Origin of the sequence: Xanthomonas melonis, from assembly GCF_020783655.1 — a bacterium.
Lineage (GTDB): Bacteria > Pseudomonadota > Gammaproteobacteria > Xanthomonadales > Xanthomonadaceae > Xanthomonas > Xanthomonas melonis.
The window spans coordinates 1-25,601 of the sequence record NZ_JAJGQH010000011.1 but is presented as its reverse complement, the minus strand read 5'-3'; the positions used below and the strand labels follow the sequence as shown (position 1 = coordinate 25,601).

The 25,601-nt window shown below is 62.1% G+C and carries 19 protein-coding genes and 1 other RNA gene; 12 read left to right on the top strand and 8 right to left on the bottom strand.

Going from position 1 to position 25,601, the window contains the following annotated elements; genetic code table 11:
• Positions 1–84: 84 nt before the first annotated feature.
• The 3 genes from LL964_RS12255 to LL964_RS12245 all read right to left on the bottom strand — a co-directional run bounded on the left by LL964_RS12255 (position 85) and on the right by LL964_RS12245 (position 3,193).
• On the bottom strand, positions 85–426 hold the full coding sequence (locus LL964_RS12255; protein WP_208621396.1) for a hypothetical protein: 342 nt from the start codon (positions 424–426) through the stop codon (positions 85–87).
• An 89-nt stretch (positions 427–515) separates the two neighbouring features.
• Entirely contained in the window at positions 516–1,796 is a 1,281-nt protein-coding gene (locus LL964_RS12250) for an amidohydrolase family protein (protein WP_104585684.1), read from the bottom strand.
• Positions 1,793–3,193: an amidohydrolase gene (locus tag LL964_RS12245; protein ID WP_104585682.1), complete on the bottom strand. Its 1,401-nt coding sequence runs from the start codon at positions 3,191–3,193 to the stop codon at positions 1,793–1,795. The genes LL964_RS12250 and LL964_RS12245 overlap by 4 nt, the downstream gene beginning before the upstream one ends.
• Before the next feature lie 139 nt (positions 3,194–3,332).
• On the opposite strand from LL964_RS12245, the gene LL964_RS12240 reads away from it, so the two are divergent.
• Complete coding sequence (locus LL964_RS12240) at positions 3,333–3,893, top strand: DUF924 family protein (protein ID WP_104585680.1); 561 nt, start codon at positions 3,333–3,335, stop codon at positions 3,891–3,893.
• Positions 3,894–4,081: 188 nt separating this feature from the next.
• Here LL964_RS12240 and grxD read toward each other — a convergent pair whose 3' ends face one another.
• Entirely contained in the window at positions 4,082–5,008 is a 927-nt protein-coding gene (gene grxD / locus LL964_RS12235) for a Grx4 family monothiol glutaredoxin (protein WP_104585678.1), read from the bottom strand.
• Between the two features lie 45 nt (positions 5,009–5,053).
• On the opposite strand from grxD, the gene LL964_RS12230 reads away from it, so the two are divergent.
• Complete coding sequence (locus LL964_RS12230; protein ID WP_208621390.1) at positions 5,054–5,845, top strand: polysaccharide deacetylase family protein; 792 nt, start codon at positions 5,054–5,056, stop codon at positions 5,843–5,845.
• A gap of 237 nt (positions 5,846–6,082) precedes the next feature.
• On the opposite strand, the gene LL964_RS12225 is transcribed toward LL964_RS12230, so the two are convergent.
• The 4 genes from LL964_RS12225 to LL964_RS12210 form a co-directional block, all read right to left on the bottom strand.
• Positions 6,083–6,754 carry a class I SAM-dependent methyltransferase gene (locus LL964_RS12225; RefSeq protein WP_104585674.1) on the bottom strand — a complete coding sequence of 224 codons (672 nt, stop codon included), beginning with the start codon at positions 6,752–6,754 and terminating at the stop codon, positions 6,083–6,085.
• A 69-nt stretch (positions 6,755–6,823) separates the two neighbouring features.
• Positions 6,824–6,899, bottom strand: a non-coding RNA gene (locus LL964_RS12220) — sX9 sRNA.
• A 334-nt stretch (positions 6,900–7,233) separates the two neighbouring features.
• Positions 7,234–7,884, bottom strand: a complete 651-nt coding sequence (locus LL964_RS12215; RefSeq protein WP_104585672.1) for an SGNH/GDSL hydrolase family protein — start codon at positions 7,882–7,884, stop codon at positions 7,234–7,236.
• Complete coding sequence (locus tag LL964_RS12210; protein ID WP_104585662.1) at positions 7,884–9,155, bottom strand: pyridoxal phosphate-dependent aminotransferase; 1,272 nt, start codon at positions 9,153–9,155, stop codon at positions 7,884–7,886. The genes LL964_RS12215 and LL964_RS12210 overlap by 1 nt, the downstream gene beginning before the upstream one ends.
• A 290-nt stretch (positions 9,156–9,445) precedes the next feature.
• Between LL964_RS12210 and LL964_RS12205 the strand changes: the two genes are divergently transcribed.
• The 10 genes from LL964_RS12205 to LL964_RS12150 all read left to right on the top strand — a co-directional run bounded on the left by LL964_RS12205 (position 9,446) and on the right by LL964_RS12150 (position 25,401).
• Complete coding sequence (locus tag LL964_RS12205; RefSeq protein ID WP_104585660.1) at positions 9,446–11,611, top strand: type I secretion system permease/ATPase; 2,166 nt, start codon at positions 9,446–9,448, stop codon at positions 11,609–11,611.
• On the top strand, positions 11,608–13,029 hold the full coding sequence (locus LL964_RS12200) for an HlyD family type I secretion periplasmic adaptor subunit (RefSeq protein WP_104585658.1): 1,422 nt from the start codon (positions 11,608–11,610) through the stop codon (positions 13,027–13,029). Before LL964_RS12205 ends, LL964_RS12200 begins: the two co-directional genes overlap by 4 nt.
• A gap of 4 nt (positions 13,030–13,033) precedes the next feature.
• Positions 13,034–13,609, top strand: coding sequence for a hypothetical protein (locus tag LL964_RS12195; protein WP_228329446.1), 576 nt, complete (start codon positions 13,034–13,036; stop codon positions 13,607–13,609).
• Between the two features lie 181 nt (positions 13,610–13,790).
• On the top strand, positions 13,791–14,360 hold the full coding sequence (locus LL964_RS12190) for a hypothetical protein (protein ID WP_228329445.1): 570 nt from the start codon (positions 13,791–13,793) through the stop codon (positions 14,358–14,360).
• Between the two features lie 29 nt (positions 14,361–14,389).
• On the top strand, positions 14,390–14,530 hold the full coding sequence (locus tag LL964_RS12185) for a hypothetical protein (RefSeq protein WP_167395201.1): 141 nt from the start codon (positions 14,390–14,392) through the stop codon (positions 14,528–14,530).
• Between the two features lie 134 nt (positions 14,531–14,664).
• On the top strand, positions 14,665–15,270 hold the full coding sequence (locus tag LL964_RS12180) for a hypothetical protein (RefSeq protein ID WP_104585654.1): 606 nt from the start codon (positions 14,665–14,667) through the stop codon (positions 15,268–15,270).
• A gap of 29 nt (positions 15,271–15,299) precedes the next feature.
• On the top strand, positions 15,300–22,091 hold the full coding sequence (locus tag LL964_RS12175; RefSeq protein WP_104585652.1) for a calcium-binding protein: 6,792 nt from the start codon (positions 15,300–15,302) through the stop codon (positions 22,089–22,091).
• Between the two features lie 125 nt (positions 22,092–22,216).
• Positions 22,217–23,308 carry a ribosome small subunit-dependent GTPase A gene (gene rsgA / locus LL964_RS12160; RefSeq protein ID WP_104585650.1) on the top strand — a complete coding sequence of 364 codons (1,092 nt, stop codon included), beginning with the start codon at positions 22,217–22,219 and terminating at the stop codon, positions 23,306–23,308.
• Positions 23,308–24,570: a flavohemoglobin expression-modulating QEGLA motif protein gene (locus tag LL964_RS12155; RefSeq protein WP_104585648.1), complete on the top strand. Its 1,263-nt coding sequence runs from the start codon at positions 23,308–23,310 to the stop codon at positions 24,568–24,570. The genes rsgA and LL964_RS12155 overlap by 1 nt, the downstream gene beginning before the upstream one ends.
• Positions 24,571–24,720: 150 nt before the next feature.
• On the top strand, positions 24,721–25,401 hold the full coding sequence (locus tag LL964_RS12150; RefSeq protein WP_104585646.1) for a type 1 glutamine amidotransferase domain-containing protein: 681 nt from the start codon (positions 24,721–24,723) through the stop codon (positions 25,399–25,401).
• Positions 25,402–25,601 lie beyond the last annotated feature (200 nt).

Here is a 25,601-nt window from a genome sequence, read left to right as displayed (position 1 = left end):
CGCGCCACCGGTTGACCGCCGAGGGCCCTCGCTGACGCAGCCCGGACGACCCGGCCGGGCTGCGGTGGTGCTTTGCCGGAGACGCTAAACCGCAGCGCGGCCGCGTAGGTCCGCGCAGGCGGCGACGATGGCTTGGATCCACTGTGTCCGCTGCGCGACCGCGATGCGGTACTCGCAGCCCTCATCCAGCCGCAGCGCGAACGCGGTCGGCGCCAGCGGAATCAGTCCGAACCCGCGCGTCCAGCAGGGCCGCAACGCGACCAGGCGTGTCAGCGGTATCGCCAGCGAATGCGCCTGCGCAGAGCGTGCCTGCGGCTGGAACAGCAGCGCGTCTGCGGTGAGCACCAGGCGCCCCTCCATCGTTGTCCGGAAGTATTGCAGCCTGGCCGGCGCTTCGCGCAGCACCACCCGATCGATCGAGCGCAAGCCGCTGCCCTGAAACAAGCTATTCATGGCGGAAAGCTGGCGGCTACACAGTCGTTCTGTTGGCTGCTCTTACTGCAGGCACGGCGGGTTCACTTCAGATAGGCACGCGGCAGGGCACCGGCTGGCTGCAGGTAGCGGTCGCGCAATTCGGTCTGGCGCGAACGCATCGGCATCTCGCGCCCACCCAGCCAAACCTGCTCGGCATAATGCGCAACGTCCAGCGGATCACCTTCCCACAGCACCAGGTCGGCCTGCTTGCCCACCGCAATGCTGCCGAAGCGGTCGGCCACCCCGAAGATTTCGGCCGGCACACGGGTCAGCCCGGCCAGGCCGGCTTCCCACGGCAGGCCGTTGGCCACCGCATTGCCAGCCAGCTGACGCAGCTTGCGCGCGTTGTGTGAGGCATCACCGCTCTGGCTGAAGCTGACCTCCACCCCGGCAGCACGCAGACGGGCGGCATTTTCCAGCGTCGCGCCCACCTGATCGAAGGTCGATGGCAGATCTGCAAGCGCGTTCACCAGCACCGGCACCCCGGCCTGAGCCAGTTGCGGTGCCAGCTTCCAGGCTTCGGCACCGCCGGCAATGGCGATGCGCACCTTCTCGCGCTGCGCCCAACGCAACAGCTGGCGGATATCGGCCGCGCGTTCGACCTGCACCACGATGCGGCCTTGTCCGGCCAGATACCGTGCCAGCACGCGACGCCCGACCGGAGTGAGCAAGGCATGCGGCGAATCGGCAGGCATACGTCCGCGCGCTTCGGCGACCAGTTGGTCGAGCAGCATCCACTGCGCGGCGCGCGAGCTGCCGGTCAGATCGGAGGCCGCCGCGCCGAGCCGCACGAACAAGGCATGCGGGCCGACCGGATCGGGGCTGCCATCCAACCGCACGATGCCACCCTGGCCGGCGATGAAGGCGCCGCTGGTGGTCGCCCCCAATGCGGTGAAACCGATGCCTTCCACGCGGGCCACCGGTACCAGCACCGACTCGGGGTTGTAGGCGAGGGTGACGTCGAATTCGGGGCGCATCGGCTGATCGGCGAGCTTGACGCCGCTGTCCACGGTGCTGTCTTCGCCGGACACTTCCTCGATGCCGATCTCGGTGATGCCGCCGAACAGGGCAGGTGTCAGCGGCCGGCCGCGGGCATCGATCACGCGGCCATCGGCGGGCGCGGCGAGGTTGCTGCCAATCGCGCGGATCACTCCGCCCTGCACCAGCACGTCGGTGTTCTTCAAGGTGCCCTGCGCGGTGGCGGTATGCACGGTGGCGCCGCGGATCAGCACCTGCTGGGCCGCTGCTGGCACGGCGAGCGCGGCGAGCAGCAGGGCGGAAAGGACGCCCAGACGCGGGCGGTGCATGCGCATACGGCTCATCGTGCCACCTCCTGGCCCAGCATGAAGTCCGAGACCGGCTGCAGTGCGCGGTTATGGCGGTCGTAGACCTGTGCGCCGTCGATATACACCTGCTCTGCCAGCGCATAGGAGCTGAAGGGGTTGCCGTTCCAGACCACCACATCGCCCATCTTGCCTGGCTCCAGTGCGCCGGTCTGTCGCTCGATGCCCAGCGCCTTGGCGGCGTTGCTGGTGAGCCAGCGGATCGCACGCTCGGGCGGGATCTCCATACCGCTGCGGCGCGCATTGGCGATCACCTTGGCGGCCTCCTGGTTGAGCCGCTGGATGCCTTCCTCCGAATCCGAATGCACGATGGCGCAGCTGTTGGCTTGCCGGTCGACCAGCGCGATGTTTTCCTGGATGCCGTCGAACGCCTCCATCTTGAAGCCCCACCAGTCTGCCCACAGCGCGCCGCAGACGTTCTCCTGCGCCAGCCGGTCGGCCAGTTTGTAGGCCTCCACGCCATGATGGAAGGCGGCGATGTGGAAGCCGAATTCCTTGGACAGGTCCAGCATGGTGGCCATCTCGTCGGCGCGGTAGCAGTGGATGTGCACGCGGATATCGCCGTTGATGGCGCCAGCAAGCGTATCCAGCTTCAGATCGCGCTTGCCGCCGGCATCGCCGCTGCTGTCGTTGTCGCCGCCGCGGCTCCACCAACGGCGCTTCTTTTCGGTCTGCTTTTTCGGTGCGTTCTTCTGCAGGTACTCGGCCGCGTCGATGAAGGCGGCGCGGTAGCCGGCCACGTTGCCCATGCGGGTACCGGGGCCGCCCTTCTCGCCGTAGACGCGCTTGGGATTCTCGCCGCAGGCCATCTTCAGGCCCCAGGGCGCGCCCGGGAACTTCATGCCCTGGTAGGTGGTGGACGCCACGTTCTTGAGCGTGACCCCGCGCCCGCCGATCAGGTTGGCCGAGCCGGGCAGGATCTGCAGCGAGGTGACGCCGCCGGCCAGCGCGGTACCGAAGCCCGGATCCTGCGGCCAGATCGAATGTTCGGCCCACACGTTGGGCGTCACCGGGGCGGTCATCTCGTTGCCGTCGCTGTGCGCGCTGACGCCGGGGCTGGGATACACGCCCAGGTGCGAATGCACATCGATGATGCCCGGTGTCACCCACTTGCCGGTGCCGTCGATACGGCGCGCATCGGCGGGCGCTTCGAGTGCGCGGCCCACTGCGGCCACCTTGCCGTCGCGCAGCAGCACGTCGGCATCGTCCAGGCGTTGCCCGGTGCCGGTCAGCACGGTGGCGTGCTGGATCAGCACCGGACCGGACGCGAGCGCACGGTAGGTGCTGGGGTAGGGGTCTTGCACGAAGCGCGATGCCGCAGACGCGGACCCGCACGCCAACGCCGCGCCGAGCGCGGCGAACAGAATGGAACGCATGGATTTCCCCGGTGACACGAAAACGTAGGCTGCAAACCTAGCCGCCTGCGCCCGGATTGCCAAGTGCGAAAGGTGCGCCATGCTGGTTCCATCACCCATGGCGGTGCATGCTATGCCGTATTCGCCAAGGATAACGTCGATGATCGCCAAGTCAGAACGCAACAAGCAGGCCGATGTGGTACTGGCTTTCTGGGAACTGGCCGGCTCGGCGCGCTGGTTCACGCATAACGATGCGTTCGATGCGAATTTCCGCCAGCATTTCAGCGAGCAGCATTTCGCTGCGGCACGCGGCGAGTACGCGCACTGGATGGAGCGCGCCGAGGATGCGCTGGCCTTGCTGATCCTGCTCGACCAGTTTCCGCGCAATGCCTTCCGCGGCAGCGCGCATGCGTACGCCACCGATGGCCTGGCGCTGCAGTGCGCCAAACAGGCCCTGGCGCGCGGATTCGATCGGCAGGTGTCGGCGCAACTGCGCCTGTTCTTCTATCTGCCGTTCGAGCATGCCGAGGATCTGCAGGAGCAGGCGCGCGCCGTGCAGCTGATCGGGGCATTGGACGATGCGGAAACCACGCGATGGGCGCTGGAGCACCAGCAGATCATCCAGCGCTTCGGTCGGTTCCCGCATCGCAACGCGGTGCTGGGACGCACCACCACCGCCGAGGAACAGCAGTTTCTGGATGCCGGCGGATTCGCCGGGTGAACGATGCGGCCAGCGGCCCTGCAACGGCGCTGCACCCGCCGGACTATGCTTCGCTGGCTGCTGGCCAGGCGAACCTTATCTGCACGGCAGGCAATCTGGTGCAGTGACCCATGAAGAAAAACGGACGCTGCAGGGAGCGTCCGTTTCGCTTTGCGAGGCGCCGCGCCAAGCGCGGCGTCTGTGTGGAATCAGTACTTCGCCACGCCGCTGTCCACCTCGTCCGACCATGCATCGATGCCGCCGGTGACGTTGTAGACGTTGCGGAAACCCAGGCCGCGGAAATGCTCGGCCGCCTGCAGGCTACGCCCACCGCGGTGGCACAGGAAGGCCAGCGCGGTGTCCTTGGGCAACTGCTCGATGGCCGCGCGCTCGTGCGCATCCAGGGTGCGGAACGGCGCGGCCACCGTGGCCAGCGCGCGCTCGTCGGCCGGGCGCACGTCCACCAGGGTCAGGCTGCCGGCCTTGAGGCGGTCGTCGGCATCGCGCACCGACAGCTCCTGCACCGGCTTGGGCGCATTCGGGTTGTCGATGGCCAGGCCGCGGCCGCGGATATCGTCCACCCAGTCGATGGTGATGCCGTCGGCGCGGCGCGCGCTGGCCAGGTCGAACTGCACGCGCAACCCGTTGGATTCGGCGGCGATCGCATTCGGGTTGGTCGGCGCCAGCTGGAAGTTCGGCTGGAAATTGGCATCGATGGCCAGCGTCAGCGCTGCATCCGGCGCATCGGCCAGCGCGCCCTTGAGCATTTCCACCGCGGCCGGGGTGATGGTGATCTTCGGCGGGCTGCGATCCGGCGCCTGCAGGCCGAGCATGCTGCTCAGCTCGCCGCTGTCGGCCATCTGCACGATGATGTCGCTGCCGCCGATCAACTCGCCATCCACATACAGCTGCGGAATGGTCGGCCAGTCGCCGTAGGCCTTGATGCCTTCGCGAATCTCCTGGTCGGCCAGGACGTTGACGTGAGCGTAGTCGATGCCCAGCCCGTCCAGCACGCCGACCGCCTTGGCCGAGAAACCGCATTGCGGCATGCCGGGCTGGCCTTTCATGAAGAGCACCACGCGGCTGGATTGCAGCAGCGTATCGATACGGGAACGCAGGGCGGGATCGAGGGACATGGCAGCGCTTCGGTCGGGTCGTGGAGACCAGCCATTCTACGCCGCATGGCATCATGCGGCATGACCACGCCGGAAACGCTGTATCGCACCCCCTCGCACCCGTACCGCTGGGTCGGCCTGTTCGCGCTCTCGCAAGCGGTGGTGGCCGCGCTGTGGTGGCAGCTGGGGTGGGCGTGGGGCCTGCCCGCACTGCTGCTGTCGCACGCCCTGTTCGTGGTGCCGGTGTTCCTGCCGCGTGCGCGGCTGTACGCGCCGGTGCTGGCGCAGTTGCCCGGCCATGCGCCGCAGGTGTGGCTGACCATCGACGATGGCCCCTCCGAGGATACCCCGGCCATCCTTGAACTACTGGACGCCTACGATGCCAAGGCGACCTTCTTCGTGGTCGGTGCCCGTGCTGCGCGGCGGCCGGAACTGGTGCGCGAGATGGTGCGGCGCGGGCATGGCATCGGCAATCACAGCCAGACCCATCCGCAGGCCTGGTTCTGGGCGCTGGGACCGCGCCGCATGGCGCAGGAGATCGGCCTGGCGCAGCGCACCCTGGCCACCATCACCGGGCAGGCGCCGCGGTTGTACCGCTCGGTGGTGGGCATGACCAACCCCTTCGTGGCATCGCCACTGCGTGCGCACGGGCTGACCCGGGTGGCATGGAGCGCGCGCGGGTTCGACGGCGTGCGCTGCGAACCGGATGCCACCGTGGCGCGCATCGTGCGCGACCTGCGCCCTGGCGCCATCGTGTTGTTGCACGAGGGCGCCGCGCATGGGCATAACCTCGCCATCCTGCGCGGGGTGCTGGAGGCGATGCGCGCGCGCGGGCTGGTGGGGCGGCGTCCGGATTGAGCCAGGTGCGCAAGGCGAGGCGATGATGTGGCCTGATGCTGTCCCGGAGGCGTCGTGGGCAAGTGCGCCCTGCCACGGCGCAATCGCCCAAAGGCCAGGGCCGGCGGGAGTGGCGTAAAGCGTAACCACGGCGGTGATGGCGTGCGCGGGCAATGCATCGCCAGCGTGCGCTGCCTCGAAGGTAAGGCTTGGCGGATCGGCAGCGGCGTCGGACGATACCGATGCCGCTGCGAACGATCAGCGTGGCTCGGCCACGATCAGCCAGTTGTTGAACGGCGTGCTGCCGTACAGCGGCGAAAACGTCGCGCGCAGGCCGGCGGCGTCCAGATGCCTCTGCAGGCTGTCGCGGGTGGGATAGCTGCGCGGCATGCGTTGCATCCAGCCGCTCAGATGCGCCAGCACGTCGGTGACGCGGCTGGTGCGGCCACGCCCGCTGTCGTCGCCCAGCGCGCTGCGGATCACCAGTTTCGCGCCCGGCGTCAGCATCTGCGCCACGCTGCGCAACAGGCCTGCCTGCATGTCCGATTGCAGGTATTGCAGTACGTCCAGGATGGTGACGCTGCCGCGGTGCTGCGGCCAGGCCAGACTCAGGTCGACCACTTCGAATCTGGTGTTGCCCAGCGCCGAACGCTGCGCGATGCGTTGCGCGCGGGCGATCTTGGAGGCGTCCACGTCCACGCCGTGATACGCCAGTGCCTGGCCATCGGCGCGCAGGGCATGCGCGAGAAGGCCCAACCCGCAGCCCAGGTCCAGCACCGGCGCGCTGGTGCTGCGCAACTGCGCCAGCACGCCCGGGTACAACGGGTCGGTACGCAGCTTGGCCTGGGTGTAGTAGTAATCGTAACGGTTGCCCAGCGGATGCCTGGGCAGGAAAGCGCGGGCGATCGCCAGTGCCTGGGCGCGGCTCATCGGTTGGGTGGCGGTGCTGTGCAATGTCGTTCCTTGGCAATCAGGCGTGCTGCGCGGGTAGCATAGAGCGGCTAACAGAACGTAGCGAGCGGTCGTCAGGTGGGTGTGGACGGCGCGGAGGAACCGGAGTGTACGTGTGGTACATGAGGATTCCGAGCACCGGCCGCGCCCGCCTGGCGGCTGCGCAGCAGTTCTGTTGGCCGCTCTTTGGGCCTGGTGACCGGATTGCGGTAGGGCGGGCTCGACGATTTCGCGATACAGGGCCGCGTGCAGCGTCTTGCGTTCTCGCGGATGTGCACCTCGGAAACGGGCGCTGCAAAGCAGACATGTGCACCCGGCCGCGGCAGGCGAGCCGGTGCATTGCGCCTTGTTTTACACGGTGGACGGCATCGGTATCGGGCAGTGCACGCGGCATTGGTGGGAAGGCGAGCAGCAGGCTCGCGACATCGCGCAGAGAGACAGCCTGCCCGTGTTCGCCATCAGGCGATGGTGTCCGCCGATCCTGTCGCTCCCAGCGCATCGCGCGCCGCAGGCAGCGCCACCGCTGCCCAGCGTGCATACATTGCGCCGGAGGGATGCAGGCCGTCGTCGACCAGCATCTCGGCCGCATCGCCGCCATCGCGGCTGGTGGGCGTGATATCGACGAAGCGGATTGCGCGCTCGGCACAGCGCTCCGCCGCCACATCGTTGAATGCGTCGATCTGCGCCGCAATCAGGCCGGCGTCGCGGCCTTGCGCGCGTGCGAACGGCGTCAGCCCCCAATCCGGAATGGACAGCACCAGCACACGTGCAGCATGCCCGCCGGCAAGTTCGATCGCGCGCTGCAACAGCGCATCGAACTGGCTGCGGTACTCGTCCAGCGAGCGCTCGCGGTACTGGTTGTTGACGCCGATCAGCAGGCTCACCAGATCGAATGGGCCCTGCGGTGCGGCCGCGTCGATTCCTGCCTGCAATTCGTCGGTCGTCCAGCCGGTGGTGGCGATGAGTTGCGGGCTCTGCACGGCCCAGCCGTGTGCACGCAGTCCATCGGCCAGCTGCGCCGGCCATCCTTGCGCGGGAGCGAGGCCTTCGCCAATCGTGTACGAGTCGCCCAGCGCCAGATAGCGCTGCGGCACGCCAAACGCGGCCATCAGGCCACGCTGCGCGGTTTCAGCGGCACGACCTTGGTTGCCGCCTCGGCGCGCCGCGCCAGGGCACGGTCGATCCGCGCGAACACGTCGCGCATCACGCTGGCCTCCGGCATCAGCGTGACGCGGAAGTGGTGGCGATACGGCACGTTGAAACTGGAGCCGGGCACCACCAGCACGCCTTCCTCGTTCATCAGGTCCAACGCGAATGCGTGGTCGTCGAAATTGCGTGCCGCCGCACCCACTACCGCCGGGAACGCGTACAACGCGCCGGCCGGAGCGACCAGCTGCAGATGCTCGCTGGCCGCACAGGCCTCGATCACCGCGCGGCGGGTTTCGTACAGGCGGCCGCCCGGCGCGCATAGCGCCGAGATGGTGTCCGGGCCGTTGACGGCGGCATCGATGGCATACTGGCCGGGCACGTTGGCGCACAGGCGCAACGCGCCGAGCAGGTCCATCGCGTTGCGCAGGTCGTTGATGCGCGCCTGTTCGCCCGACAGCAGCGCCCAGCCCACGCGCCAGCCGCAGGCACGGTGCACCTTGCTCAACCCGCTGAAGGTGATGCAGGGGTGTGCGCCTGCCAGTGGTGCTACCGGCACGAAGGCCGCGCCGTCGTATAGCACCTGGTCGTAAATCTCGTCGACCATCAGCAGCAGATTGTGCTTGACCGCGATCGCCACGATGCGCTCCAGCAGCTCGCGCGAGTAACTCGCACCACTAGGGTTGTTCGGGTTGATCAGCACGATGGCGCGGGTGCGCGAGGACACCAGCGTCTCGATCTCCACCGGGTCCGGCTGGAAGCCGTTCTCCGGCGCGCAGCGGTAGTACACCGGGCGGCCGTCGTTGAGGATGGTGGCCGCCGACCACAGCGGGTAGTCGGGCGAGGGCACCAGCACTTCGTCGCCCGGATTGAGCAGGGCGCGCAGCGACAGGTCGATCAGCTCGCTGACGCCGTTGCCCAGGAAGATGCGGTCCGGGTGTGCGTCCGGATGCTGGCGCCGCGAGTAGGCCGTGGCGATGGCCTCGCGCGCTTCCGGCAGGCCCTGCTGATGGGTGTAGGGATCGGTGCGGCCCATGTCGTCGGCGATCGCGCGCTGCAGGTGCTCCGGCGCACGGAACCCGAACGCACCGGGGTTACCGATATTGAGCTTGATCAGCTTGCGGCCCTGCGCCTCCAGCTCCCGCGCTCGCCGCGCCAGTTCGCCCCGGATCTCGTAGCGGACTTCGGACAGACGCTCGCGGATGGCGAGCGGCTTTTGCGGGGCAGTGGACATACGGCAGGCCGGTTGTAGGCGTGAGGCTTGGCATGGTAACGGAAATGTGGCAGCCGGACATGCTTGCATCGGCAACGGTGTCAAGGGGCCTGCAGGCGTCATCGCACATTCGGAGAGAACCGGCCTCGGCCACCTGTGCCCAGGATCGACTGTCCGTGTCTCAGCCTGGGAGACGCTCGATTGAGAAAATTGATCGAGGTCGCGGGATTGTCTGATTGACAGTTTCTTAACAGTTTCAGACTCTAGTCCATCACTTGAGCCCGTCTTGGGCTCTACAGCAAGGAATGCATATGTCAGGGGGAAGTGCGTCGCTCTCGTTGGTCGAGGGCGGCTCGTCGGTGCAAGACCGACCGGATTTGGGGTTGCAGGGGCTCGTCCTTCTTGCGCAGTTTCACGGGATTGCAGCTGATGCGACGCAGCTGGCACACGGCTTTGGCCGTGGGGGCGAGCCGTTCGACGAAACCACGCTGCTGCTGGCTGCCAAGCAGTTGGGACTGAAAGCCAAGGTCGTGGCCCAGCCGGCCGCGCGCATCGGCATGGCTGCGTTACCGGCCCTGGCCCTCCTGCCAGAAGGGGGCGCCTTTATCGTCGCCAAGGTCGGCTCGGACCAGATCCTGATCCACGATCTGGTCGAAAAGCGGCCACGTTCCATTTCGCTGGCCGAGTTCGAGGCACGTTACCAGGGGCGGTTGCTGCAGGTGGCCTCGCGGGCTTCGGTGCTGGGCGACCTGGCCAAATTCGACTTCAGCTGGTTCATTCCTGCGGTGGTCAAGTACCGCAAGCTGATGCTCGAGGTGTTCATCGTCTCGTTCTTCATCCAGCTGTTCGCGCTGATCACCCCGCTGTTCTACCAGGTGGTGATGGACAAGGTACTGGTGCACAACGGCCTGACCACGCTGGACGTGATCGCGATCGGGCTGGTCTCGATGGCGGTGTTCGACGTGCTGCTGTCCGGACTGCGTACCTACGTCTTCGCCCACACCACCAGCAAGATCGACGTGGAGCTGGGCGCACGGCTGTTCCGGCATGTGCTGTCGCTGCCGCTGGCGTATTTCGAATCGCGGCGGGTCGGCGACACCATCGCGCGCGTCCGCGAGCTGGAGAACATCCGCAACTTCCTGACCGGACAGGCGCTGACCTCGGTGCTGGACCTGTTCTTTACCGTGGTCTTTTTGTCGGTGATGTTCTGGTACAGCGGTTGGCTGACCTTGATCGTGGTGCTGTCGTTGCCGCTGTACGCAACGATCTCGGGGTTGATCACGCCGGTGCTGCGCAAGCGTTTGAACGACAAGTTCGCGCGCGGCGCCGACAACCAGTCGTTCCTGGTGGAAACCGTCAGTGGCATCGGTACGGTCAAGGCGATGGCGGTGGACCCGCGCGTGACCCGCACCTGGGACAACCAGCTGGCCGGCTATGTCAGCGCCGGTTTCAACGTCACCCGTATCGCCACGCTTGGCCAGCAGGGCGTGCAACTGGTGCAGAAGCTCACCGCCGTGGCGGTGCTGTTCTGGGGCGCCAAGCTGGTGATGGAGGGCAAGCTGTCAATCGGTCAGTTGATCGCCTTCAACATGTTGTCCGGTCAGGTCACCGCGCCGATCATTCGCTTGGCCCAGTTGTGGCAGGACTTCCAGCAGGTCGGTATCTCGGTCGAGCGGCTGGGCGACATCCTCAATACCCGCACCGAGGTGCCGGGTAGCCGCCTGGCACTACCGCCGATCCGTGGGCAGGTGACGTTCGAGCGGGTCACGTTCCGCTACCGGCCGGATGCGCCCGAGGTGCTCAACGGGATCGAACTGGACATTCGTCCAGGCGAGATCATCGGCATCGTCGGCCGTTCCGGCTCCGGCAAGAGCACCTTGACCAAGTTGGTGCAGCGTCTTTACACGCCTGAGCGCGGGCGAGTGCTGATCGATGGCCAGGATCTGGCGCTGGCCGATCCTGCATGGCTACGCCGGCAACTGGGCGTGGTCTTGCAGGAAAACTTCCTGTTCAACCGCAGCATCCGCGAGAACATTGCCGTGACCGATCCCGGCATGCCGTTGGAGCGGGTGATCCATGCGGCCAAGCTGGCAGGTGCCCACGACTTCATTCTGGAATTGCCAGAGGGCTACGACACCAAGGTTGGCGAGCACGGCACCGGTCTGTCCGGCGGGCAGCGCCAGCGCATTGCAATCGCGCGCGCACTGATCGGCGATCCGCGCATCCTGATTCTGGACGAGGCGACAAGCGCCCTGGATTACGAATCGGAACATGCGGTGATGTGCAATATGCGCGCGATCTGCAAGGGACGCACCGTGCTGATCATCGCTCACCGACTGTCCACCGTGCGGCAGGCCAACCGCATCGTCGTGGTGGAGAAGGGACGCATCGTCGAAAGCGGCTCGCACGCCGAATTGGTCGACCGCCCGGAAGGCCAGTACGCACACTTGTATCGACTGCAACAGGGGACACCATGAAGCACGTGCTACAGGGATGGCGCGATTTCTATCTCCGCTATTTCAAGATTTTCAAATCGGCCTGGGCGGTGCGCCGCCAGCTCGACCCGCCCACGCGCAGCGCCGACGAGCGCGCGTTCCTGCCCGCGCATCTCGAACTGACCGAAACGCCTGTCTCGCCTACCGCGCGCTGGACGATGCGCATCATCATCGGTTTCTTCTGTGTCGCGCTGCTGTGGGCGTGCCTGGGCAAGCTCGATATCGTCGCCGTGGCACCGGGCAAGACCGTGGTCGATTCGCGGACCAAGGTGGTGCAGACCGCAGAAACCGCGGTGGTGCGCAGGATCCTGGTGCGCGACGGACAGGCGGTGAAGAAAGGCCAGTTGCTGGTCGAACTCGATGCCACCGCGACGGGCGCCGAGTTTGCTCAGGCCGGTGATGCGCTGGTCAATGCACGGCTCGCCGCGCTTCGCCAGGCAGCGCTGGCAAACGCCATTGCGACCGGGCAGTCTCCGCAGCTGGATCCGGCGCCGGACCTCCCCACGGAGCGCGTAGCGAACGAGCAGCAATTGGTCAGCAGTCAATTCGATGCCTTCCAGGCGCGCCGGCATAACCTGGAAGCCAGCATCGCTCAGCGCCAAGCCGAGTTGCAGACCACCCAGGATGCCATCGCACCGCTGGCCGAATCCGCACGCATCTCCAAAGTGCGCGCGGAAGATTACGGCCGCCTGGTCGAAGGCAAGTACGTCGGCCGCCATGACTATCTGTTGCGCGAACAGGAACGCATCGCCGCAGAAAGCCAGCTCGCCACCCAGCGCAACCGCCTGCAGGAGATCCGCTCGGCGATCAGCGCCGCGCAGGAAGAGTTGCGCGTGCTGGTCACCGACACCCGCCAGCAGGCACTGGACGCCTTACGCCAAGCCAGCGAGCAAGCCGGCCAACTGACCCAGGACGTCGCCAGGACCGGCCAGCGCGACAAGCTGATGGCCCTGCATGCTCCCGTCGACGGCACGATCCAGCAGCTCGCCGTCCACACCGTAGGCGGTGTGGTCACGCCCGCACAGCCGTTACTGGTCGTCGTGCCGGCCGAAGAAGCACTGGAGGTCGAAGTCACCGTCCTGAACAAAGACATCGGCTTCCTGCGCCCCGGCCAACCCGTCACCGTCAAGGTCGACAGCTTCCCCTATACCCGCTACGGCTATCTGACCGGCACGGTCGCCAGCGTCTCCCACGATGCTGCACAGGACGAAAAGCTGGGCCTGGTGTTCCCCGCGCGCATCAAATTGAACGGCAGCACGCTGGAGATCGATGGGGTCAAGGTGCGGATGAGTGCCGGGATGAGCTTGAGTGCGGAAGTGAAAACGGGCAAGCGGCGGGTGATTGATTATTTGTTGAGTCCCTTGCGAGTGCATGGCTCGGAATCCTTGAGAGAGAGATGAGTTTATGAAACTGCTGATGCTCGTCGGTTTGGCCTTGGTCATGACGTGTATGTCTGGCTGCAAGCAAAAGATGAAATGGGAGGAGCAGGTCTGGTTGGATGAGGGCCACTTTGTAGAGGTGGAGCGTCAGGCAGAAGGAACAATTGATTTCCCAAATTCTTCGTCAATCGTCACCCGGCATCAAGAATTTAGATATGACCCGTTGCAGGTGCTCTGGACGGCAGAAGGCGCTACGCAGGTGGAGTCTTTTTATATCGTTGGTCGCGATGCCTATCTGATTACAATGGCTAGCAAAAGCCGTGATGAATTTTGCATGGGGCGCCGTAAAGGCGATCTTTTACTAAATGTCTTGCGTTGGCGTAACGGTAGAGTGCATGAGATCGACCAGCGCGAGGCCCCACTTGATCGGATGAGGATGAATCTTTCAGGAAATGCGCACTGGATTCTTCGTAAGGATAGTTGGGGGGCGCAACACGTTTCATGGAAAGAAGTTGCGAGAGTTACTGGGCAGTTTGACGAACGGCCGCCAAAGTTAGTGTCTGATTTTTATACTAGAACGCCAAATTTATCTTGTAATTAAGGAGTGGCGAAGTGATTTGGCCAGGCTGCTGTAACCAATGAAGTGCATTCACGCAATGCAGCGGGCATTGCGTGAATGCACTTTCGCTGGACTGGTCTGAGTGCTGGTTAATTTTAAAAAGAAGTAATCAACGAGGTGCGACGCGATGAAGATGTGTAGGTGGGCGATGGTTGCTGGACTGATGTCTGCCGCCTTGTTGAGCGGTTGCAGCAACAAAGACACAATGCGCTGGAAGGAGCAGGTGTGGCTCAGCGATGGGCGTCGCATTGATGTGGATCGATATTCAGTAGCTCTGAAGAGTGGCTTTCCCAACTCGACCGATGGGCCGCCTATTTACCAGGAAATAACCTACGCGCCATTGGGTGTGCACTGGTCAACCAAGGGTGCCGGTATGGAAGGAGCAACTAGCCTGCGATCTTTCGATGTTATCCAAGGTGACGCTTATCTGGTTGTGTATGCTAGTGAAGATGCTGAAAAGTTTTGTGTCGGCAAGCCTCCGGGTTCCTATCTGATCAATGTCTATCGCTGGCGGAAGGGTGTGATGCAGAAGATTGATCAGCGTGAAGCGCCTATCGAACGCATGAGTATCAATCTGTCGGGAACCGGGAATTGGGGCTTTCGTCATGCCGATAGACCTGTGACCTATCTGTCCTGGGATGATATCTCCTATGTAACGGGACAAAGAAGTGCCGGGCCGCCGATGCGAATTTCTGAGTTCTACAGTGATCGTAAACACGCAATTTGCCAGTGAATTAAAATTCAAAAAAGGAGTGGAGATTCATGGAATTCAATCAACTGCAGCTCGATTATGCATTGTTGGCAGCGAATGTGTATGGAGCTAAATCAAGTGTCAGGACCGATCTGAATACGCTTCGGCTTCTTGGTGCTTGGAGCCAGATCGCCGAATCGTTTAAGGGGTAGGATTGATGTCCAGGATTTGTTGCAACCATGAAGTGCGCTTGCGCAATGCGGTAGGTATTTCGCAAGTACATTTTGGGTTACCCGCGTGCAGTGTATGAGCTGTTTCACAAGAAGGATTTAACGAGGGCGATGCGATGACGATGCGCGGATGGGTAGTAGTTGGGGGGCTGGTAATGGCTGCGGTGTTGAGTGGTTGCAGCAATAAGGACACCATGCGCTGGAAGGAGCAGGTGTGGCTTAGCGATGGGCGTCGTATCGATGTGGATCGGTATTCGGTAGCACTGAAGAGCGGTTTTCCTAATAGCAATGATGGCCCCCCTATCTATCAAGAAATAAGCTATGCCCCATTGAAAGTTTTTTGGTCAACAAAAAATTCAGGGATGAGAGGCGCGATTAGTATGGGGTCTTTTGATATTATTCAAGGTGACGCATATCTGGTCGTTCATGCCAACGAAACAGCCGAAGTGTTTTGTGTCGGCAAGCCTGCGGGTTCCTATCTGATCAATGTCTATCGCTGGCGAAAGGGCGTGATGCAGAAGATTGACCAACACGACGCACCTATCGAACGGATGGGCATCAATTTGTCGGGAACGGGTAACTGGGGCTTTCGTCATGCAGACAGGCCCGTGACTTATCTATCCTGGGATGATATTGCTTACGTAACAGGACAGCCCAGTTCAGGCCCTCCAAAACTGATTTCCGAATTTTATAAAAAGCGCGATTACGCGGTTTGTAAATAACTACCTAAACATTAAAAGGATGGTATGCCATGGATTTTAGCAAGGCACAGCTTGATTATGCATTGTTGGCGGCGAATGTGTATGGAGCTAAATCAAGTGTCAGGACCGAGCTGAATACGCTTCAGCTTCCGGATGGTTGGACGCAGATCGCCGAATCCGTATCCGTGACAGGCTTCATGGCCCGGGCCTACAGGAACGTAGCTACCGGTGAGGTGGTCGTTTCGTATGCAGGGACGACCAACGAAGAAGGAGCCACGGTGAACGATTGGCTGTCGGGCAATATTCCGGCGGGCCTGGGGACAATCTCTCAGTCATTAGAGGCGACCGTCTTCTATCTGGAGGTCCTTAAGCTGCAAAATGTGGATCCGGCCAAGACCAGTTTTACCGGCCATTCTCTCGGTGGTGGCCTTGCTTCGTTGATGGCAGTCTATTTCGATAAGAAGGCGATTGTCTTCGACCAAGCGCCGTTTGAGTTGTCGGCGGCTTCATTTACGTACGAGGCATACGAGACTATATTGGAAGTTGCTGGGTATGATATCCCGCAGTCGTTCCGAGATTACGATCAGCTTGAGTACAACGCGCGGAAAGCCAATGTGCAGCAGATCGTGGTTGCGGGAGAGGTGCTTAGCTATGTAACTGACAATGCATTCAAGATAAATAATGGAAGTCCGATTGTATTAGATCCCCAGGCAGAAGATCTCTTTGGGTGGGGAGGTAGCATTGGCGCTGATTTCTCAAGAGCCGTCAATCTCCACTCAATGACACTGCTCGCCGGGTTCATGAGTTCCGAAAATTTTCTTCAGGCTTCCACGAGTTACAAAGAGCTGCTACCAAGAATTTTTGAGGGTGCGTATAAAAACATATCTCCCGAAAACGATAGAGACAGCACGTTGTTGGAATTGTTGGTGCAGCGCCAACTTTCAGGGGAATCTTCGCTAGATACGCTTGCGGCTGACCTGGCGAAAATCGCCGCCACGAATTTGCGTGGAGCGGAAAATTCATTTGTGATCCATGAAAATGGCGTTGAAAAACATATTAATTTGGCGGGTGCCTTGGTAGACGTCTTGCTCGCCGGAATCTATCAACAGGCGAATGGTAGAACGCCCGATAAAAAATTCACCGGTTGGCTCACCGAAGTTCTGACGCGCGGTAACGGCTACATCGTTTTCGATGCGGAAGCACTCGGCGACCAACGGAAGCGAGGCATCGAATCACTCAGCCAATACGTCTCTGCAAGAACACAAAACCTTGCCCTCGATATGAATCTTCTGGAGCGTGCACGCTGGGGCGTTCAGGATGGTGCCGCCATGCGCTACGTCGGTTCCGATTTCGACGTTCGCTCGGACGTTGTGGTGGCTCTGCACGGCAACAACACCATCGCAGTTGGCGGCGGCGACGATCTGGTCCTGGGTGGCAACGGCGACGACGATATCAGTGGTGGATCGGGCGATGATCTCCTGTACGGTGGCGCTGGATTCGACACATACCGCTTTCTTACCAACGAATCCCTTCTAGTCAGTGCAGACCGCATCTACGACAGCGGCGGCGATGGCGCTGTGTATGTCGACAACGTAGCAGTGACGGCAGGTGTCCGCCTGACGGAGACGACGTGGGCCGATTCCACCGGTAACTTGCGATTGACCATGATTGTGGATCCGGTCCATAGATTAATTATCACCAATCTGCTTAGCGGCGACACGATCCATGTCGAGCGGTGGCAGAACGGCCAATTAGGAATTTCTCTCGGCGGAGAGATAGGTGTTCTGCCACCATCGGGCACGAAGTGGGATGGCGATCTGACGCCAGAAGGTGCCAGCATCAATGGCGTCTTTCAAGGTAATGAAGAGGCAGAGGCGTTCTATACGGGTTTCGGTGATGATGCCATCGACGCCGCTGGCGGTATCGATGTCATCAATGGCGGATCTGGCAGCGACATCATCAATGGTGGCGATGGCAACGATTTCATCGTCGAAGTGGCCAGGACGGCGCGTAATCTGGATCGCTGGATCGGCGATCCGCCCACCGACAGGATGTTGGCCAGTGGTGTGGGTTTCATGGTCGGTCTGCGCAGCGGCAATGCGGAAGATGCGCGCACCTACTATGAAGACGTCTTTCTGGGGTTGGTCGGCACCGTCCGGAACGGTGGGCCGTCGTTCTTCCCCGACCCGGAACTATTCGCCGATGGTGGCGACGTCATCGACGGTGGCGGCGGTTCGGATCTGATCATGAGCGGAGAGGGCAACGATATTGTCGGCGGCGGCATCGGCAACGACGTGATCTCCGGCGGACATGACAGCGATATTCTGACGGGCAACGACGGCGACGACCTGATCTTCGGGGATCGGATCAACGGCGTCCTTGCAGGCGAAGAGGTTGCCAATTTGTCGTCTGCAGCGCGTGCCGACGGCGATGACATCATCGATGGCGGTGCCGGCAACGACGAGTTGCGGGGCGACGGCGGTAACGACCAGATCTGGGGCGGCCAGGACGACGATGTCCTTCTTGGCGATACCGTGGGGATGGACCCGTCTCGCCAGGGTAACGACAGCCTGCATGGCGGTGACGGCCAGGATCAGATCTGGGGTGGCGGCGGCAACGACACGATCTCTGGCGATGCGGGCAACGACACCATCTACGGTGACTTCGTGGTCGGCCAGTTGGGTCTCCAATTCCATGGCGCTGATCGCATCAGCGGCGGTGTTGGCATGGATTGGATCAATGGACAGGGCGGCGATGATGTTATCGACGGTGGCGATGATGCCGACACCTTGCTGGGGGGCGCTGGTGCAGACGTCATCAACGGCGGCACAGGCTACGACCTGATTGTCGGCGACGATTTCGATGCCCCGGAAAGCGAGCAGGGCAACGATACGATCAATGGCGGTCTTGGGGACGACACGGTTCTCGGCATGGGCGGCAACGATCAGTTGGTCGGCGGCGAAGGCAATGACAGCCTCTACGGCGACGATCAGGTCGGCAATTTCGCCGGCAACGACAAGCTCTCTGGCAACACGGGCGATGACTACCTCGACGGTGGCCGGGGCGACGATCAACTCGACGGTGGCACCGGCAACGACACCCTCATCGGTGCAGAAGGAAACGACACTTACCTGATCAGGGCCGGTGATGGTCATGATGAGGTGATTGGTTTGGGTAGCCAATCGGCGGGAAGCGACACCATCGCGCTAAGCGGATTGTCGCGAAATCAGGCGACGTTCCGGCGCAGTGGGAACGCGCTGGTAATGACATTCAGTACAGACCAATCGGTTCGCCTGGAAGGTTTTCTTGCGCGCGACAGCGGCAGGCACCGGATCTTGTTTGGCGATGGCTCGACGATGGATCGAGCTGAAGCTCTGAGCTTACTTGGCGGTGGTACTGCGGGCGATGATGAGTTGCAAGGCAGCGACCAGGACGACGAACTGTACGGCGAGGCGGGTAACGACAGACTGTACGGCCAGGAAGGCAATGATTCGCTCAATGGCGGAATCGGCAACGATCTTGTATTCGGTGGTGGCGGAGATGACCTGCTCGAAGGCGGCGACGGCGACGATCTTCTCGACGGTGGAGCTGGCGACGACCATCTGTCCGGCGGAGCGGGCGCCGACGTTTTTCGTTACGGTACCGGCTACGGTAACGACAGCATCGCCTTCGACCCCGCTGCCGATGTTCGGCAGGTACAGCTAGTTGATATCGCCAGACCAGAAGGTATGCGCTACGCGCTCAAGAATGGCGCTCTGATAATGACCGTTATCGAGACTGGCCAGAGCCTCGCCATTGAGGGGTATGCTGGTGCAAATGGGCCGACCGCACGTATCTTGCTGGCCGACGGCAGCGAGCTTTTACCAGAAATGTTGTGGCGCGGTGCGGATGAGATTGAAGGAAATTCGTGGGACGATGAGATTTACGGATATGACGGCGATGATCGTCTAGTTGGAATGTTGGGGAACGATAGAATTTATGGTGGAAACGGCCAGGATACGCTGAGAGGGGACTTTCTCCACGTTTATTATTATTGGCAGTTAGATGCGGGGGGTGACGACTATCTGGACGGCGGGGAGGGTGATGACTTTATTTATGGGGATGACGGAAACGATATTCTTATAGGTGGCGCAGGCAATGACTCAATCAGTGGTGGGGATGACACTGATATCCTGAATGGTGGAGCAGGTAGCGATGCACTTTATGGAGGTTGGGGTGGGGATACCTACGAGTTTGGCCGCGGTTACGGTCGCGACTTCATCCATGAAAAAGGTGGTTGGCACCGGGGTCTGCCGCAGTTCGATGACATCGACACGCTTAGGTTCGATGCCAGTGTTCTGAAAGAAGATATCATCTTCTATAACGACGATATTTATGGCGGTTCTTTGCAAGTCGTCATTGAAGGGACCGGTGACTCCATTGCATTGGAAGGATTTTACTATTATCAATCTTCGGGGGTTCTTACTTTTGATTTGATCGAGCAGATCGTATTTGCTGATGGCACTGTATGGGATGCACAGGAGATATTTTATCAATCAATGCGAGGGTCGTATCGTAACGACAATATTATTGTATTCTATCCGGGCGATGAATTTATCGATTCTGGTTTAGGTAATGATATTGTCCAAGGGCTGGAGAATGATGACGTCATCTTCGGTGGCGCCGGAAATGATAGCTTGTCAGGTGGTGCGGGTGACGATATTCTGGTGGGAGGCGGTGGTTCGGATATTGTAAATGGTGGTGCCGGGAATGACGTTTATCGCTTTGGCATTGGCTCGGGACTGGATTTCGTTAGTAATTGGCGTACAGAGGAGCCCGGCCACGATTTGATTGAGCTTGGTGAAGGAATTACCACGGAAAACATCCGCCTCGCGCGCTCGGGTGATGCTTTGGTGATCGATATCGATGGCTACACCGACCGATTGATGGCGTTGGGTCATTTTCTGACAGCCGAACAATGGGGGAGTGGGGGGGCGATAAATGGTTTGCGCTTCGCCGATGGCAATATCTGGGATCAAGACGAAATTCTGAAAAAACTTGATGCACCTCTCGAACCTATTGAAGTCAACATCGGCGGTTCGAGCTATACCAATTTCTATGATACTGGCGGCTACGTCATCGGCATTCAGAGTGCTGCGCGTGATCATCATTATGAAATGGCGGGAGCCACCTGGTTCGATCTCGGGCCAAGTGATGTACACATTTCCGGCGGTAATGCCGGAGATACCTACGTGTTCGGCAAGGGCTATGGAATCCAGGCGATACAAGACCACGGCGGAACAGATCGGATAATTTTCAACGATGACCTATCCCCAAGCGATTTCACCCTCTACAAGCTGGGCGATGACTTGCAGATGTATGTGGAGGGTCAATCGCCGCTCACCATCATTGGATTCTTCAGTGAAAGTGGCATGGCAGCGATCGAATCGATGGTCTTCGCCAACGGAACTGTCTGGGATTCCGCATGGGTGCGTGCCAGTGCCGTTAACCCCGACCTGACCTTGAACGGGACTGCCACCGGCGACATCTTGCGTGGAAACATCGGCAATGATCGGCTGTTCGGGTTGGATGGTAACGACCAATTGGAAGGCGAAAGCGGTGATGATCTACTCGACGGTGGTGCCGGTGCAGATGTGATGCGCGGGGGAAGGGGAAGCGATATCTACGTGGTAGATGATGCTGGTGACTCCATTTTCGATGATGGATACAACAGCGGATTTGAAGATTTTTGGCGGACAGACATCAATACGGTGATCAGCAGTATCGACTACACGCTCGGCGTGAACTTGCAGCAGTTGATCCTCGATGGGTCTGCCGATCTCAACGGGACCGGGAATGGAAAATCCAACAGCCTGCAGGGCAATGCAGGAGCCAATATCCTGACCGCGGCGGCCGTGGGCGATTATTCTTACCAAGCCGACTGGATGGATGGTGGAGCGGGGAATGACACCTTGATCGGTGCGTGGGGTGACGACACGCTTATTGGTGGGTCCGGCGCCGATCGCATGGAAGGAGGTAGTGGAAATGATCTCTACTATGTCGACAGTCTTGGTGATGTCATCGTCGAAACCGAGGGCGAGGCCCCTTCATTCCCAATGGCAATGCAGTTCTCGAGCAACGCGACGGCATCCTATGCCGGCGAGTTGGCAGCGCCTGGCATTCCCGCAATGGGTGAACACCCTGATCGCAATGGCGACACGGTGGCCGCCAGTATCGATTTCACTTTGAATGGAGACCTGGAGTCGCTGATCCTGATTGGCGCCGCCGTCAACGGTACTGGGAATGATTCTAGAAATTGGTTGCGCGGGAACGCCCAAGACAATGTGCTGAGCGGCTTGGGAGACTATGACACCATCTATGGCGGTGCCGGCCGCGACGTTCTATATGGGGGCGATGGTGGTGACGATCTGGATGGCAACGATGGGGACGACACGTTGGTTGGCGGTGATGGCGATGACTTTTATGGCTACACCGCTGGGCAAGGCCACGACACCATCGTCAATGTCGATGCTTATGGTGACGATATGCTGCAGGTGGACGGTGCAGGCTTCGATCAATTCAGCTTCACCCGAGTGGGCGATGACATGGTTGCAATACTGAACGACCAGTCCGGTAGTTTGACGTTCAAGAACTGGTACGCGGACGCCGCCAATCGTGTCGACCGTCTGCACGACAAGAACCGGATGGAGCTCAGCGCAGATCAAGTGGACAGCTTGGTTGGTGGGGCGGAATTGAGTCAGTTGATTGGTGCGATGTCCCAGGGCGAAACGGGTAATGAGGTCTATGTGCAGACCTGGGGCGAACGCGGCAATCAGCCACATCTCCTGATTGCTGCTGTCTGACGGTCAGCTTGTTGCTGAATCCATACCCCGCAAACATCAGGACGGGCTTGCGGGGTGTGGGCTGTAATCCACTGGCGCTTATCGGTGGTGGATGTCGCAAATGGCAGTGAGCGTAGAATCCCCCCATGAACACGCCTTCCCCTGATTACCCCACCCTTCAATCCATCGGCTGGCCCTGGCCTGGGCCGCCGGAGGAGGCGGCCTGGCAGGCGGTGTTTGCTGCGCACCCGCAGGCGTTACCGGCGCGGGTGGTGGAGCAGCATCGCACCGGTTATGTGGTGGCCGATGCGCCGGAGGCGAGCCTGAAGGCCGAGTCGCTGCCGGAGTGGCAGCGACCGCGCTTTCCCAGCCATGAGCGGGCGGCGGTGGGCGATTGGGTGCTGATGGAGGGCAGGCGCATCGTGGCGCTGCTGCCGCGGCGCACGTCGATCAAGCGCGGGGCGGCCGGTGAGCATTACCACCAGCAGGTGATCGCGGCCAATATCGATACGGTGTTCATCGTGTGCGGGCTGGATGCGGACTTCAATCCGCGCCGCATCGAGCGCTACCTGTTGCTGGTCGGCGGCGGCGGGGCGCAGCCGGTGGTGGTGCTGACCAAGGCCGACCAGACCGAATACGCCGACGATGCGTTGGCGGTGCTCGAGGAACTGGAGGCGCAGGACATCCCGCTGCGCGCGGTCAATGCCCGGGATCCGGACAGCGTGGCGGCGCTGCGGCCATGGCTGGGCGATGGCCGTACCGCTGTGCTGGTGGGCTCGTCCGGTGCGGGCAAGTCCACCCTGACCAACACCTTGCTGGGCACCGAGAAGATGAAGACCAACGCGGTGCGCGAGAACGATTCGCGCGGCCGGCATACCACCACGCACCGCGCGTTGATCCCGCTGCCGACCGGTGCGTGCCTGATCGATACGCCCGGCATGCGCGAACTCAAGCCCACCGGCGAGGAAGATCTGGCCGAGGGCGGCTTCTCCGATGTGGAGGCGTTGGCGGCGCAGTGCCGCTTCAACGATTGCGCGCATGTCGCCGAGCCGGGTTGTGCGGTGCGGGCGGCGATCGAGGCCGGCGAGCTGGATCCGGAGCGGGTGGCCAACTACATGAAACTGCGTGTGGAAGTGGCCAGCGCGGCGGAGAAGCTTGCCACCCGCGTGGCGCAGAACACCCGCGGCAAAGGGTCGGGCAAGCGCCCGGCCAGCGTCGATCGCCCCGGGCGGCGCTGATGCCATCGCGCAAGGGCCCGCCGGACATCGTCCACCACGCGGCGCTGGATGCGCGCCTGGTCAAGGCCGTGCGCGGTGTGCGCCTGCTGGCCCTGGCGAGCTGGCCGCGCGCATTGCAGGAGCCGTTTCTGCAGAGCGTGGCGCGCGGGCAGCCGGCGCTGCCGCAGGTGGACTACCCGGCGCTGGACTTTGGCGAGACCCGCCGCGAACTTGCCGCGATCGCCAAGGCGGCCGATCCGCACCATCCGCTCGGCGCCTACCTGATCGATTCGACCCATAGTTGGGACCTGGCCGCCGGCCTGCTGGAGTCGCTGGGCACGGCGGCGGTCAGCGATTACTCGGCGCAACTGTTCGGCGTGCCCGACGATCCGATGCCGGGCAACGGCCCGAGCACGCGCGAAGCGGCGCGGCACTTCATCCAGATCGCGCAGGAGCTGGACCGCGAACTGCTGGCCCCGGAAGAGCAGGTGCCGGTCTCGGCCACGGCCTTGCGCATGCAGTTGCAGAACGATCTGGACGGCTTCTTCGAAGGGCGCGTGATCACCGTGACGCTGGATCCGGACCTGCTCGCCAAGGCGGCGGCCGGTGCGCACCGCATCCGCCTGCGCAGCGGCGCCACCTTCAGCGATTACGACCGCGCGCAGCTGTTCCATCACGAGGCGCTGGTGCATTCGCTCACCGCGCTCAACGGGCGCGCGCAGCTGCATCTGCCCAGCCTGGGCATTTCCTCGCCGCGCACCACCGCGACACAGGAAGGTCTGGCGACCTTTGCCGAGCAGATCACCGGCAGCATCGATATCGAACGCATGAAGCGCATCAGCATGCGCATCGAAGCGATCGCGATGGCGCGTGCGGGTGCGGATTTCATCGAGGTGTTCCGCTATTTCACCGACGGCGGGCAGAACGCCGCGGAGAGTTTTTCCTCGGCGCAGCGGGTCTTCCGCGGCGTCCCCACCCATGGCGGCGGAGCGTTCACCAAGGACACCGTGTACCTGCGTGGGCTGGTGGCCGTGCACACCTTCTTCCGCCACGCCCTGCAACGTGACCAACTGCAGCTCTGCCGTTATCTGTTCGCCGGCAAGATGGCACTGGGCGATGTCGCGCGGTTTGCGCCGCTGTTCGACAGCGGCGTGCTGGTGGCGCCGCGCTGGCTGCCGCCGTGGGTGAGCCGCGCCAGCGGGCTGGCCGGCATGCTGGCGTTCTCGTTGTTTGCCAATCGCATCCGCATGGATCAGCTGCAGCCGCCGGCGATCAACGTGTGATACGGCGGCGCGCGTTGGTGCTGTCGCGATGATGCATTGCCTACATTGATGAACGGTGCGGTGCGCGCAGCGTGCTCTACACGACGCTGCAACGGGCCGAACCGCACACTGGCTGCCTCGCCCGAGTGGGCCATGATGCGAGGCAATGCGATGAAAGTCCTGATGGTACTCACCTCCCACGACCAGCTTGGCGACACCGGCAAGAAGACCGGCTTCTGGCTGGAGGAATTCGCCGCGCCATACTACGTGTTCAAGGACGCCGGTGCGGACATCACCCTGGCCTCTCCCAAGGGCGGCCAGCCGCCGCTGGATCCGAAGAGCGACGAGCCCGACGCGCAGACCGACGCCACCAGGCGCTTCAAGCAGGATCCGGATGCGCAGAAGGCACTGGCAAGCACGCACCGTCTGGCAGACGTCAAGGCGGACGATTTCGATGCGTTGTTCTACCCGGGCGGCCATGGCCCGCTGTGGGATCTGGCCGAAGACGCGCACTCGATCGCGCTGATCGAGGCCTTCGCCAAGGCCGACAAACCGCATGGCCTGGTCTGCCATGCGCCGGGCGTGCTGCGCCGGGTCAAGCGCAGCGACGGCACGCCGCTGGTCGATGGCCGCCGCGTCACCGGCTTCACCAATAGCGAAGAGGAGGGTGTGGGCCTGACCAAGATCGTGCCGTTCCTTGTCGAAGACGTGCTGACCGAGCTCGGTGGCAAGTATGAAAAAGGTGCGGATTGGGGCGAGTACGTGGTCACCGATGGCACCCTGGTCACCGGTCAGAACCCGGCTTCCTCGGAGAAGGCTGCCGAGGCGCTGTTGACGTTGCTTGCGCGCTAGGAATGGGCGGTGGCAAGGCGGTAACCGGTATGTCCACGCCGGGTGCTGGGTGGGCGGATCGCGTTTCGCCTTTCAGGGGATTGCTTTAGGGATGGTCTGATCAACGCGGCCGGAGAACGAAGCAAGCCACATCCACCGCGCTAAGAGCGCTCAAATCCCCGATTTTTTGCCGTTTTCGGCGCGTTTGCGGGGTATTGCCT